Genomic DNA, 14,598 nt, shown 5'->3' with positions numbered 1-14,598 from the left:
CAATAAATATGAGCGAGATTCAATTAAACACCATCGAAGAAGCTATCGAGGATTTCCGTGAAGGAAAGTTCTTAATCGTTGTAGACGACGAGGACCGGGAGAATGAAGGAGACTTTATCATCGCGGCCGAGAAAGTAACCCCGGAAAAAATCAACTTCATGTTGAAAAACGGACGAGGTGTATTATGCGCCCCGATCACGGAAGAACGTTGCCAAGAGTTGGAGCTGGATATGCAAGTTGCCAATAACACCTCTTTACTAGGAACTCCTTTCACGATAACAGTAGATAAATTAGGAGGGAAATGTACGACCGGCGTTTCCATGTACGACCGTGCGGAAACGATCTTGGCGCTGGCTGATCCAAAGACCAAGCCATCCGATCTGGGACGTCCCGGACATATCAATCCGCTCCGTGCCCGCTCCCGTGGCGTACTTCGCCGTGCGGGTCATACAGAGGCTGCCGTGGATTTGGCCCGGTTAGCCGGTTTATATCCCGCCGGAGCCTTGATCGAGATCATCAACGAGGATGGAACCATGGCACGTCTGCCGCAATTAATTGAGGTAGCCAAGAAATTCGATATCAAGATTATTTGCATCAAGGACCTGATCGCTTATCGCCTCCGGACCGAATCGATCGTAGAGAACGGCGTAGAGGTAGATCTCCCTACCGAGTACGGACATTTCCGTCTCATTCCTTTCCGCCAGAAAAGCAATGGATTAGAACATATCGCTTTGATAAAGGGTAAATTCGAAAAAGACGAGCCTATCTTAGTACGCGTGCACTCATCTTGCGCTACAGGTGATATCTTCGGTTCCATGCGTTGCGAGTGCGGAGAGCAACTGCACGAGGCTATGCGCCGCATCGACCAAGAAGGTAAAGGGGTTATCGTTTACCTGAACCAAGAAGGACGAGGCATCGGATTGATGGAGAAGATGAAAGCATACAAGCTCCAAGAGGATGGTTTGGATACGGTGGACGCGAACTTGCATTTAGGCCATCAAGCGGATGAGCGAGATTATGGTGTCGGAGCACAGATCTTACGTCATATCGGCGTAACGAAAATGCGCCTGATGAGCAATAATCCGGTAAAACGCGTAGGTCTGGAAGCATACGGACTTGAGGTAGTAGAGAACGTTCCTATCGAGGTGAAACCAAATCCATACAACGAATTCTACATGAAAACGAAGAAAGAACGTATGGGGCATGTGCTGCATAACATTAAATAGTTATCAGAACGTTGCAAGAATTCCGATTATTGATTACTTTTGTCGCATAATAATAAAACAACCTATACAAAAAGCAATGTCATGACACAAGTCTCAGATCGTTTAGCGAGTTTATCGCCTTCAGCAACATTGGCGATGTCACAAAAGAGCGGTGAGTTGAAAGCTCAAGGTATCGATGTTATCAACTTAAGTGTGGGAGAACCCGATTTCAATACTCCCGACTTCATTAAAGAAGCCGCGAAGAAGGCGATTGACGATAATTTCTCACGTTATTCTCCCGTAGCGGGTTATCCGGCATTACGTAATGCTATCGTTGCCAAATTGAAGAACGAGAATGGACTGGAATATACAGCAGGCCAGATCTCTTGTGCAAACGGTGCCAAACAATCCGTTTGTAACACGGTCATGGTATTGGTAAATCCGGGGGACGAGGTTATCATCCCTGCCCCTTTCTGGGTAAGCTATCCGGAGATGGTGAAGTTAGCGGAAGGAACTCCCGTTATCGTTCCGGCTGGTATCGAGCAAGATTTCAAGATCACTCCAGCTCAGCTGGAAGCCGCTATTACGCCTAAGACAAAAGCGTTAATCCTTTGCTCCCCCTCCAACCCGACGGGTTCTGTTTACAGCGCCGAGGAATTGGCAGGTTTAGCGGAAGTATTGAAAAAACATCCGGATATCATCGTTATAGCGGATGAGATCTACGAACATATTAACTATATTGGTAAACACAACAGCATCGCTTCTATCGAAGGAATGAAAGACCGTACGGTTATCGTAAACGGCGTTTCCAAAGCGTATGCGATGACTGGCTGGCGTATCGGTTTCATCGCCGGACCGGAATGGATCGTGAAAGCGGTTAATAAATTACAAGGACAATATACCTCTGGCCCTTGCTCCGTATCTCAAAAAGCGGCGGAAGCGGCTTATACAGGCTCACAAGAACCCGTTGAGGAAATGCGTAAGGCCTTCGAACGTCGTCGTGACTTAATCGTTAATTTAGCGAAAGAAGTTCCGGGCTTCGAGGTGAATAAGCCGGAAGGCGCCTTCTACTTATTCCCCAAATGTAGTTATTATTACGGCAAGACAGATGGAACCCGTGTAATCAACAACGCTGATGACTTAGCTATGTATCTCTTAGAAGTAGCGCACGTAGCTTGCGTAGGTGGTACCTCTTTCGGGGCACCCGAGTGTATCCGCATGAGTTACGCTACCAGCGATGAGAATATCGCAGAGGCGATCAAACGTATTAAGGATGCGTTGGCCGCATTGAAATAAGAAAAAATTAAACAGATATACTTACTTGGCAAAGTAAGATATACTGCATTGGACAAGTAAGTATATCTTCTATGGGCAAGTAAGCTATACTTCATAAAAAAGGCGATACATTGGGTTGTATCGCCTTTTTCTTTATATCAAATATGTTACCGCAATTACTCAGCACGCAAAGTGAAACGTTTGAACGCCAAGATTTGTAACTCAGGATCGATCTCCTTCATTGTCTCTCTTACAGTCTTCTTGCCATCCATAATGTCTTCTTGGTTCAACAAGCAAACCTCTTTCAAGAACTTGCCCAGACGACCCTTAGCGATATTCTCGATCATCTGTTGAGGCAAGTTAGCAGCCTTCTCAGCAGAAACAGTAGCGATGATTTCTTTAGCCTTAGCTACATCCTCTGCCGTAATCCAGCCCTTATCCATGTTACTTTCCATGTGAGCCTCGCTGTCTACATGTGAAGGATTGATACCAGCCTTCTTCAATGCAGCCTCTACAGCCTTCTGTACCTGCTCAGCCTTCGTCTTCTCGATAGCAACCTGGATCTCTTTCTCTTTTACAGACTCAGGAACACCAGCCTCATCGATAGCGATCGGGTTCATAGCGGCGATCTGCATAACAATATTGTGAGCGGCTTCCTCAGACTCCTTGTTGAAAGCGGCGATCGTACAAAGTTGGTTCTTACCCATATGGTTGTATACAGTAGTGTAAGCACCTTCAACTACGCAGTAGCCATCCAACTCCATTTTCTCGCCAGTGATACCACTACGATCCGTAACAGCTTCTTGGATAGTACCCTTGCCCATAGGCAAAGCTTTCACCTCGTCCAAAGTACGGCATTTGTTAGCCACGGCAGCGTCCAAGATAGCTTGAGTCAAAGCCACGAAGTCCTCATTCTTAGCCACGAAGTCCGTTTCGCACTTCAAAGCGATGATAGCGGCGAACTCGCCATCCTTCTTAGCCAACACACAACCCTCGGCAGCCTCACGATCAGAACGTTTAGCGGCGATAGCCTGTCCTTTTTTACGGATAATTTCCATTGCTTTCTCGATGTCACCGTCAGACTCTGTCAAAGCCTTCTTACAGTCCATCATACCAGCTCCACTCATTTTGCGCAGCTTGGTAATATCAGCCATTGTTACAGCCATAATCTTATTTCCTTTATCTTTAAAATGTTTATACTTTCAAAAATTGACAATGGACAGTTGCCAATTGACAAATCCTGTCAAAAGCCAACTGCCCATTGTATTTGTATTCTAATTGTCAATTGTCAACGTCAATTGTCAATCGAATTATTCTTCGTCTTTTGCGAACTTACCGGCAACGTTAGCGTTCAACGCATCGTCGTCTTCTTTCTTCGTACGTTCTTTCTTAACAGCAGCTTTTGCCTTACGCTCTCTTTTCGGAGCTTCCTCAGCAGCCTCTGCGTCAATTTTCTCAGCCTTACGCTCTTGCAAGCCTTCGTTCATAGCCTCGCAGATAGCGCCCAAGATAACCTCTACAGACTTTGTAGCGTCATCGTTAGCCGGGATAACGTAGTCGATATTGTTCGGATTAGAGTTCGTATCAACCATACCGAATACAGGGATACCCAAACGGTTAGCCTCGCGAACAGCGATATGCTCTTTCATCACGTCTACAACGAACAACGCTGACGGAAGACGAGTAAGGTCTACGATAGAACCTAAAGTCTTCTCCAACTTAGCGCGTTGGCGAGTGATTTGAAGTTTTTCTCTCTTAGAAAGATTATCAAATGTACCATCTTTTGTCATCTTATCGATAGTAGCCATCTTCTTGATAGCTTTACGGATCGTCGGGAAGTTGGTCAACATACCACCCGGCCAGCGCTCGATAACGTAAGGCATACCTACGGAAGCAGCCTTATCAGCGACAACTTGTTTAGCTTGTTTTTTGGTAGCCACGAAAAGAACTTTCTTGCCTTGTTTAGCCAAGTTCTTCATAACTTCAGCGGCTTCGTCTACTTTAGCAACTGTTTTATAAAGGTCAATGATATGAATACCATTGCGCTCCATGAAGATATAAGGAGCCATAGCGGGATTCCACTTTCTTTTTAAGTGTCCGAAGTGTACACCAGCCTCTAATAATTGATCAAAATTTACTCTTGACATTGTTTTTTTCTTAAATCGTTTACTTTCTTTGTTTAATTTCAACCATCAGGTAGTCTTTCCGCATGTCCACATGTAAAAAGAATCCCGATAATTTAGATACTAAACGCTTCGCTTTACTTGTAAGGGACTCACAAATAACATTAACGTTTACTGAACTGGAATCTCTTACGAGCTTTCGGACGACCCGGTTTCTTACGCTCAACAGCACGAGGATCGCGAGTTACGAATCCTTCCGCTCTCAAGACAGCCTTATCTTCCGGATTAATCTTTATCAACGCACGAGAGATAGCCAAACGGGCAGCCTCAGACTGACCTTTGAAACCACCACCGTCAAGGTTGATCTTAATATCATATTGCTCAGCGACGTTCAACTTTGCTAACGGCTGCTTTACGATAAACTGAAGGATTGAAGAAGGAAAGTATTTTTCCAGCTCACGTTTGTTGATCGTGATCTTTCCCGTACCTTCGCTAACGAATACGCGAGCGACTGCCGCTTTACGTCTTCCTATTGCATTTACTACTTCCATCGTGATTATTTATATGAGTTTATATCGATTAACTTAGGTTGTTGAGCCTCGTGCTTGTGCTCAGTTCCCTCATAAACGTACATGTTGTTCAACAACTTTGCACCCAGACGGTTCTTAGGCAACATACCTTTTACTACTTTACGGAACAGACGGTCACCACCTTTCTTCAAAAGATCAGCCGGAGTATACTCGATCTGTCCACCGGGATATCCGGTATATCTCAAATAAATACGATCGTTCCACTTGTTACCAGTCAGAACGACTTTGTCTGCATTGATGATGATTACATTATCACCACAGTCAACGTGCGGAGTGAAATTGGGTTTGTACTTACCGCGCAAAAGCTTCGCTACTTTAGCGCAAAGGCGACCTAACGTCTGGCCTTCAGCATCAACAATGACCCACTCTTTGTTTACAGTTGCCTTGTTTGCAGAAATGGTCTTAAAACTTAAAGTATCCACTGCTTAAAAATTAAATTAATTAATAACTCAAAAAACTAGCCTTACCAACATTGTCACAACGGACACATGATGCAACAACGTGCTAAGAACTAAACTCTTAGTACAATTTGATAATAATCGGCTTGCAAAGGTACGGGTTTTATCCGAAATACCAAACAAATCTAATTATTTTTCAAGTTATTATGAAGATACTCATCACTTACGGAAGTAATACCCCAAAGAGAATGTCACGTTATTTTGATAAACGGAAGTCTCGCCGTCACGCTTCAAGGCACGGCGGTCTATCATGCCGCATAGGGAGCTTACGGAAAAGAAAAAGTTACTATATTCTACCGATAGGCCGACGTTCATGCCAAAATCGCAAGGTTTCAAATCCTTCTCCTCGGATACGCCGAAATGGAGATCCGGATTGGTCTCTCGGCTCTTCATCTTGCCAAACAAGGACCAATCAAAGGTAGGACCGGCGAATACGGACAGATGAACGTCCGTGAAGGTAAACGTATAAGCCACATTCACGGGAATCTGCAAAGAGTAATACCAACATTTATTATGAAGCGCCATCCCATGTATATCCTGATTCGAATAATAAGCGCCACCTTGGTTTACGAACGCCACCTCAGGACGAAGCGACCATTTTTTATTCTTACTCAAAGGAATATCCGCCAAACCCGCTATGCTGAAACCGAAGCGGGCTCCCGCCTCATACGTATCCTCCACTTTCTGGATCAACGAAGAATAAGCGCCTCCGGCACGTACGCCGAAAGAAACCTGAGCCATCGCCGGTAAAATCATCATCACGGCAATCAACAACAATCCGATCTTTCTCATAAACTTCCTCATTTGCTTTTCCTTCTAATAGCAAGCAAAGATATACATTTTTCAATAACATCTACATTTATCCTACTGAAACATACAGGAAAGCTACATAAAAAGAACAACTCATGAAAGGGCCGCTCAAAAGTTAGCCCCGATCGCAGAAACGACCGAGGCTATTTTTTTCCCACCTTCCCTCCTCACGGAGGCAACGGTGGATGAACTTTAATTTATTACTTTAGTATTAATATTAATCCATTCCCGCCTATTCGCCCTCACGGGGTACTTGAATCACTACAACTCCCGCAGGAATGATTTTCGATTTATGTTATTTATCGTCATTATTCTTATTTAACGACTGCCTTAACAGCTTCCTCGCCTTCTACAGACACCACAACGATACCTGCCGGAGCAGCGATCGTAGCGTTATCGGAAGTAAGAACCGTGTTAGCGATAGACTTGCCAAGAACGTTCGTTACAGAAACCATCTTGCCAGCCGCACCTTGGATCTCGATCGTACCGTTGCCTGCGATAACCTTGATGCCTTCGGCAGCATCAGCGATAGACTCATTGGAAGTAGGATCACCAGCAGCGATAGTGAAACGCATAGCGTTTTTCTTGTTACCGCTCCAAGACAATTTATCGTTGACACCATATAAATAAGAACCCTTATCAGCTACAGAACGGATACGATAAGCGTTCTCGTCGTCCTCACACTGGATGATCTGAACCTTGAAGTTGTCCAAGCCTCCTAATACACCCTCATCATCAGCCTCTTTAGCCACGGCAACCTTGTTACCTTTAACGATCGTAGTCAAAGTATCCTTACTTTCCCAAAGAGTGGCCGGCTTGAAGACAGCCTTCGTGTCATCCTCGTTCCATTGATACTTTCTGTCGTATGTACCGTCTGCCACATAGTAGTTTACAGAGTCTTTCGGATTGAATAAGAACAGTCTGTTACCATCCTCAACCGTACCTTTGTTAGAGATATAGAAAGAAGGAACTACCGCATCCTTATCTGTTACCTGTAAGTAGAAAGAATATTGATTCTCGTTTACAACGATACCATCACGATCCTCGTTCATGGAGATATAGTTGTTCATCTCGCTTATCAGGGAAATATGTCCTTCCTCAGCGGGATAGCTGATTTCCGGAGCCTCAACAATCAAGTAAGTATTCAATAACCAATCTTGTTGACCACTCGGAGTTGTAGCGATAGGCCATGCATAAACAGAAGACGGAGTAGTATATTGACATTCGTCGATAGAAGCCTTATAAGTAGCGTCTACTACAGACGTCGTATTCGCATTTAAAATAGAAGCGATATTTGAGCTTGTGCTTGTCACCTTAATCAAATAAACAGAACCATCAGCAGCTTGCTTAATCACAAAACGTGTAGTGTTATTTTCGTCAACTAATTCCTCTTGGGCAGACACGTTAGAACTTCCTGCCGGGAAGTATTCCTCGGTTTCAATGCCATCATTGATATACTGCAATCGATAAACATAGGCATAAGCCTTATCACCTCTAGCTTGTACAGTCACACGTCCATCCTTGTTATAAACAAAGCTACGCTCGATGATCGTACGTTTGTTATCCTCTTTCACCAATTGCCATTGAGCGGCGCCAGATACCTCATTTGCGAACTTATCATTCTTATTCAATATATACTCTGAAGTTGCTAAAGGCAAATTATTTTCGGTAGCTGCCACATACCACTTATTAGAAGTCTCGTTGTTATCACGAGCAAAAGCCATCGTCACCAAAGTCTCATTGTCCACGTTCAAGAAACCAGCGTATGGATCAACTTCTGCCGGAGTCAATTCCACGATTAGCTGTTGCATATCAGCATCATCGCCCTCTGCCTCACGATATGTGTTCTCATTTACGTAGATAGCGGTAACTGTTTTGTTATCTGTAGCCAATTCGTAAACATTCTCGCCTAAATCAGTTTTCGGGAACAAGCTAGCTTGGAAATACTCGCCGGTCTCACGGTTCGTGAATGTCACTTTATATGTATCGTCTACACTGGAAATAGCCCATTGATAAGCCGGAGTTTCCAATTGAGAAAGAACCTTAGCTTTCGCAACAAATTGGAACGAACCTCTCTTAACAGCATTCGTCAAATACTTTCCATATACGCTCTTGATGTCTTTCTTATCGACACCCTTACCATCTAAGACACGGATTGTATAAGCAGAAACCTTCGCCTCTGTATTCAACAACTCAATACCGCTCTTCATCCCGGCAGCACCTTGCTTGAATATAAAGTAGTTAATTGGGTTATTGCTAGCATCCGTCAAAGTAGAAGTAGTGGCCAAATAGTAGTTGTCATTGTGCTTCAAGATATGCAACTTCACCTTGGCATCTGCTTGATCCGCTTTGCTCGCTTGTTTGCGGTAACGGAATCGATCCACGTTCAACTCATACGGATAGCCCTCGGAATAACTCTTCTGTACACGGAAGTTAGCGTTGTTTATGGAGATCTCATCGCCAGCGGCTTTCCAGTTGGAAGAAGTTCCTTGATACAAATTCAACTCGCTGATCTTTTTCTCTACCAACATGAATCCATCACCAGACGCACGTCCCGCATTTGTACCTTCCACTGTTTCGGTTGAGCTTAAAACCAAGACAGTTGCGTCCATCCAAGCTTTATAACCGCTAGAAACAGCATTAACTCCGCTACAATCATCCTTATCAGGTGCATTCTCTGTAAAGAAGTACATACCAGCGGGAATCTTCAAATCAGCCGTACTTCCTGAATAGGAAGGATAAGAAGTAGCGTCCACTCTCAAGTCAGAAGGCACATAACGGGCAACGATTCTTTTCTCATTGAATAGATTACCATTAGGCTCGCTAGTCTGATCGGAGTCCAATCTTTTTGAGACGAAAGAGAAACCTGCCGTGTTATACAAATCATTCAACTCATCAGCTCCCACAGCCCCTAATTCCTCTGATTCTACCGCATAGAAAGATAAATCAAAAGACGAAGCCGTAGTTGAAATTAAAGAGCCACCAGCACTCCATTTTAACTGGAATACATCACTCTTATTCCCGTTATAAGCGAATAGAGCCTTCTCGCTTGCAGTATATTTACCTGTTGTTCCGATTTGAGTAGCTCCAAATGCAAAAACATCTTTAATCACATTTCCAGAAGCCGCACTATTCAATTCTACGGCCTCTGAACCAGCAGTCGTGTTGACACGTAGAGTCTTACCTGTGGCTACATTCTCAAATTTGTACGAATAAGCGCCCAAATTCTCTGTTACGGTAACTTTCCAGATATACTGCTTTACATCATCTTTCTTGTCATCCGCAATAGAAGTAGCTTTATAATCAAGAATACCTTCTTGTAATACACCATCCTCGCTTACAGAAGTAAAACCATACGCTAAACCGTTGGCATCCGTCATCACATAAGTTCCGGATTTCAGTTCCGTAACAGCACTACCCAAGCCCAATAAACTTTGAATAGAGTTTTGAGCGAAGGCACTACCGCACAGCGACCCTGCCACGAGCAGACCCGCCGTTAACAATGTAGAAATCTTTCTGTTCATAATTTAGAATTTAATATTAATAATAGTGTTAATTAAGCACTTAGCTATTTTCTGATAGCAGACTACCGTTAGAAAACGACTAGTCTAAACCATCGTTTAGATCTTGCGTTTTTCGAGAGATACAAAGGGGAGTTTGTGGAAGGAAGAGCTTGTTTCGTAAAGGATAGCCTATCCTATTGATAAGAAAGCGAATAAGGCATGAAAAAAATAACACAGAAGGGTTGCAAGTGTCAAAGAAATGCGTACCTTTGCAAATGACTAATTAAAACGATCGTTTAAATCAATCATTTTTCTCTTCTATTATTTAATGTACATGCGTACATTAGTAAATACACCATCGAATAATCAACAAAAGTAAGATCACCTTTTGCGATAGATCGGAATATTAGTTTCCCTTGTTCTAGCAAAATGACACTTTGTAAACAGAACTCCCTGAGATTCGCTTTTTCCAAGCATAAGTACAGTATAAAACGGCTTTTCACACAGAAAAACGCCATTCATAACTATCTTCCATCCGCTAGTTCGAGCACCTCACGAAAACCTCCTGTCACGATATACGGCTTATATCAAGCAAAATATCAATACAACATCTGTTTATATAACATATAGATTCTATAGAATCACACATATTATAACCTCATTATATCCTTCAAAAAAGACGTACGTGTTTTTTTAAAAGCAAAACAACCTCTCTCGTACTAAAAAATATTTCCTACCTTTATGCACTCATTTCAATATGCACCAGACTATACATTAATATATATGGAACCGTTTATTCATTTACACGTACATACCCAGTATTCCTTGCTGGACGGACAGGCATCCATCGACGCGTTGATCGACAAAGCGTACAAAGACGGAATGCGTGCGATCGCCGTAACAGACCATGGCGTTATGTTCGGTATCAAGGAGTTTTTCAATAAGGTTAGCAAAAAGAACAGTAAACCTCTCGGGATCATCAAGGACTCCGAGAAAGAACTAAAACCGCTGCTGGCCAAGGATGCGCCAACCGATGAGGAACAACAAAGGATAACGGAACTACAAAAACAAATCGCCGAAGCGAAAGCTTCCATCTTCAAGCCGATCATCGGGTGCGAATGTTATTGCGCTCGCAACGGAAGGCATAGCAAGCTGGCCTCGCAAGACGACCGTAGCGGCTGGCACTTGATCGTTCTGGCCAAAAATAAGAACGGATACAAGAACCTGATCAAGATGGTATCCCTCTCATGGACGGAAGGATTCTACGGACGTCCGCGTATTGACAAGGAATTGTTGGAGAAATATCATGAGGATCTGATCATCTGCTCCGCCTGTTTAGGTGGAGAGATTCCACAGCATATCATGCACGGACGAATTGATAAGGCCGAGGAGTCTATCAAATGGTTCAAAAACTTATTCGGAGAAGACTATTACCTTGAGATGCAACGGCACGAGACACACGACCCCAACGCCGATTGCACGATTTTCCCGCATCAACAAGAGGTGAACAAGGTACTGATCGAACTTGCTCACAAACATAATATCAAGCTAATCGCCACCAACGACGTCCATTTCGTCAATGCCGACGACGCTGAGGCTCACGACCGCCTGATCTGCCTTAGTACCGGCAAAGACTTGGACGACCCCAAGCGTATGCGCTACTCCAAGCAAGAATGGATGAAGACAACCGCCGAGATGAACACCATCTTCGCCGATATCCCCGAAGCTTTGAGTAATACGCTCGAGATAGCCGACAAAATAGAATTCTACTCCATCGACAGCGGTCCTATCATGCCGACTTTCGCCATTCCCGAGGAGTTCGGTACCGAGGAGTCCTACCGTCAGAAATTAACAGAGCATGATTTATTTGAGGAATTCACCCGAGACGAGAACGGTAATGTCGTATTAAGCGAGGAAGAGGCGCACTCCAAAATCAAGAAATTAGGTGGATACGACAAACTATACCGCATCAAGCTGGAAGCCGACTATTTGGCGAAATTGACATACGACGGAGCCAAGGAGCTTTACGGAGACCCCTTGAACGATGAAGTAAAGGAGCGTCTGAACTTCGAGTTACATATCATGAAGACCATGGGTTTCCCCGGCTACTTCTTGATCGTGCAAGATTTCATCCGTGCTGCTCGTGAGGAACTCGGTGTATCCGTAGGACCGGGACGTGGTTCGGCCGCCGGATCTGCCGTAGCTTATTGCTTAGGGATCACCAAGATCGACCCGATCAAATATGACCTCCTGTTCGAGCGTTTCTTGAATCCGGACCGTATCTCCCTCCCCGATATCGATACCGACTTCGATGATGATGGCCGTGGCGAGGTCTTACGCTGGGTAACGGAGAAATACGGTGCCGAGCGTGTGGCTCATATCATTACTTATGGTACGATGGCTACCAAGTCCGCTATCAAAGATGTCGCCCGGGTACAGAAATTACCGTTATCCGAATCGAACCGGTTAGCCAAATTGGTTCCGGATAAGATCCCTGACATGAAGAAGTTCAAATTGGGCGACGCCATCAAGTATGTGCCGGAACTAAAAGAGGCGGCTAACGGAAATGATCCGCTGGCACGGGATACCTTGAAATACGCCCAGATGCTGGAAGGCAACGTCCGTAACACGGGTGTACACGCCTGCGGTGTCATTATCGGACGTTATGATATATCGGATGTCGTACCTGTCAGTACGGCGAAAGACAAGGATACCGGCGAGGAGATGCTGGTTACCCAATACGAGGGTTCCGTGATCGAGGAAACCGGATTGATCAAGATGGACTTCTTGGGCTTGAAGACCTTGTCCATCATCAAGGAAGCGATCGAGAACGTGAAACTGACTACCGGACATGATCTGGATATCGACCATATCAGTCTGGAGGACCCCAAGACTTATAAATTGTATTGCGACGGAAAGACAACCGGTACATTCCAGTTCGAGTCCGCCGGTATGCAAAAGTATTTGAAGGAGTTGCAACCTTCTAAATTCGAGGACTTGATCGCCATGAACGCCCTGTATCGCCCGGGCCCAATGGATTACATCCCTTCTTTTATCGCCCGTAAACAGGGTAAGGAGGAGATCAAGTACGATATTCCCGTCATGGAACGCTACCTAAAAGATACGTACGGTATTACGGTCTATCAGGAGCAGGTCATGCTTCTATCCCGTTTGCTCGCTAACTTCACGCGTGGTGAGAGTGATGCCTTACGTAAGGCGATGGGTAAGAAGTTGATCGAGAAGATGAACCACTTGAAGTCTAAATTTATGGCTGGTGGTCAAGCCAACGGCTATAAAGAGGAAACTTTAAATAAGATCTGGTCCGACTGGGAGAAGTTCGCCTCATACGCATTCAATAAGAGTCACGCTACTTGTTACTCATGGGTGGCTTATCAGACCGCTTACTTGAAAGCGAACTTCCCGTCCGAGTATATGGCCGCCGTCTTGAGCCGAAGCTTATCCAATATCACGGATATCACGAAGTTCATGGATGAATGTAAAGCGATGGGTATTCAAGTATTGGGACCGGACGTGAACGAGTCTATCTTGAAGTTCAGCGTAGATAAGAACAAGAACATCCGCTTCGGGCTAGGCGCCGTGAAAGGCGTAGGTGAGTCAGCCGTACAAAATATCATAGAGGAACGCAAGAAGAACGGCCCGTACAAGAGTATCTTCGATTTCGTAGAACGGGTGAACTTGACCGCTTGCAATAAGAAAAACATAGAGTCCATGGCTTTGGCCGGAGCGTTCGATAACTTCGGTATCCAGCGTGAGCAGTTCTTCACCGACAGTGGAAAAGGGGAATTGTTCTTGGATACCTTGGTTCGCTATGGTAACAAATACCAGATGGATAAGAGCACGGCAGTCAACTCTTTATTCGGTGGAGACGCCTTGATCGCCATCGCTAAACCGGAGATCCCGCAATGCGAGCGTTGGAGCGATCTCGAACGCCTAAATAAAGAGAAGGAGTTGGTCGGTATTTACCTATCCGCCCACCCGTTGGATGAATACCGTATCATATTAAAGTATGTATGTAATACCGGCATGGTAGAACTTAACGAGCGGGAAACCTTACAAGGCCGGGAGGTTTTATTAGGTGGTATCGTCACCGGTTTCCGGGAAGGAATGACCAAGAACGGAAAGCCTTACGGAATCTTGAAGATCGAGGATTTCACGGGTAGTGGCGAGATCCCTCTTTTCGGACAGGATTATATCGAATACAGCAAGTATGGTAAAATAGGGATGTATCTCTTGATCACAGCCCGTGTAGAGCCTAGCCGCTGGGACCCCAATAAACTGGACTTCAAGATTGGTACCGTCAACCTTTTGCAAGACGAGAAAGACAAGCTGATCGAGAAAATCAGTATCACGGTCCCGATCCATGATTTGGACGAGCCGACTATCAATGAGCTTTCGGTATTGATCAAGAACAATCCGGGCCATAGCCTGTTATATTTTAAGGTTGTCGATGGGGAACATAATATTTCCCTAAATCTCTTCTCCCAAAATATCCGCTTAAACGTGACCCGTGAGCTGGTAGACTTTTTACAGGAGAACGAGAATATCGATTTTAAAATTAATGGTTAAAGTTGTACGACGCTGAAAGAATTTGTACTTTTGGCGTCATAACAATC

9 protein-coding genes are annotated in these 14,598 nt (G+C 44.5%); 3 read left to right on the top strand and 6 right to left on the bottom strand.

Annotation, left to right across the window (positions count from 1 at the left end):
- Positions 1-8 precede the first annotated feature (8 nt).
- Positions 9-1,226 carry a bifunctional 3,4-dihydroxy-2-butanone-4-phosphate synthase/GTP cyclohydrolase II gene (locus tag CI960_RS00510; RefSeq protein WP_005859476.1) on the top strand — a complete coding sequence of 406 codons (1,218 nt, stop codon included), beginning with the start codon at positions 9-11 and terminating at the stop codon, positions 1,224-1,226.
- An 81-nt stretch (positions 1,227-1,307) separates the two neighbouring features.
- Positions 1,308-2,501 (top strand): pyridoxal phosphate-dependent aminotransferase, encoded by a 1,194-nt coding sequence (locus CI960_RS00505; protein ID WP_005859478.1) that lies wholly within the window; start codon positions 1,308-1,310, stop codon positions 2,499-2,501.
- 155 nt (positions 2,502-2,656) lie between these two features.
- On the opposite strand, the gene tsf is transcribed toward CI960_RS00505, so the two are convergent.
- The 6 genes from tsf to CI960_RS00475 form a co-directional block, all read right to left on the bottom strand.
- Positions 2,657-3,646, bottom strand: a complete 990-nt coding sequence (tsf, locus tag CI960_RS00500) for a translation elongation factor Ts (RefSeq protein ID WP_005859480.1) — start codon at positions 3,644-3,646, stop codon at positions 2,657-2,659.
- Positions 3,647-3,790: 144 nt separating this feature from the next.
- The gene (gene rpsB / locus CI960_RS00495) at positions 3,791-4,627 is read right to left on the bottom strand and encodes a 30S ribosomal protein S2 (RefSeq protein WP_005859482.1); all 837 of its coding nucleotides are present in this window, start codon (positions 4,625-4,627) and stop codon (positions 3,791-3,793) included.
- A 140-nt stretch (positions 4,628-4,767) separates the two neighbouring features.
- Positions 4,768-5,154, bottom strand: coding sequence for a 30S ribosomal protein S9 (gene rpsI, locus CI960_RS00490; protein ID WP_005859484.1), 387 nt, complete (start codon positions 5,152-5,154; stop codon positions 4,768-4,770).
- A gap of 5 nt (positions 5,155-5,159) precedes the next feature.
- Positions 5,160-5,615 (bottom strand): 50S ribosomal protein L13, encoded by a 456-nt coding sequence (gene rplM / locus CI960_RS00485; RefSeq protein WP_005859486.1) that lies wholly within the window; start codon positions 5,613-5,615, stop codon positions 5,160-5,162.
- A gap of 195 nt (positions 5,616-5,810) precedes the next feature.
- A complete protein-coding gene (locus CI960_RS00480; protein ID WP_005859488.1) occupies positions 5,811-6,443 on the bottom strand; it encodes a porin family protein in 633 nt (210 codons plus the stop codon).
- A 332-nt stretch (positions 6,444-6,775) separates the two neighbouring features.
- Positions 6,776-9,985, bottom strand: a complete 3,210-nt coding sequence (locus CI960_RS00475) for a DUF6383 domain-containing protein (protein ID WP_005859490.1) — start codon at positions 9,983-9,985, stop codon at positions 6,776-6,778.
- A 762-nt stretch (positions 9,986-10,747) separates the two neighbouring features.
- On the opposite strand from CI960_RS00475, the gene dnaE reads away from it, so the two are divergent.
- Positions 10,748-14,551, top strand: a complete 3,804-nt coding sequence (dnaE, locus tag CI960_RS00470; protein ID WP_008772806.1) for a DNA polymerase III subunit alpha — start codon at positions 10,748-10,750, stop codon at positions 14,549-14,551.
- Positions 14,552-14,598 lie beyond the last annotated feature (47 nt).

The organism is Parabacteroides sp. CT06 (assembly GCF_002257605.1).
Classification (GTDB): Bacteria; Bacteroidota; Bacteroidia; order Bacteroidales; family Tannerellaceae; genus Parabacteroides; species Parabacteroides distasonis.
This window is presented reverse-complemented; position numbering and strand designations above follow the sequence as displayed.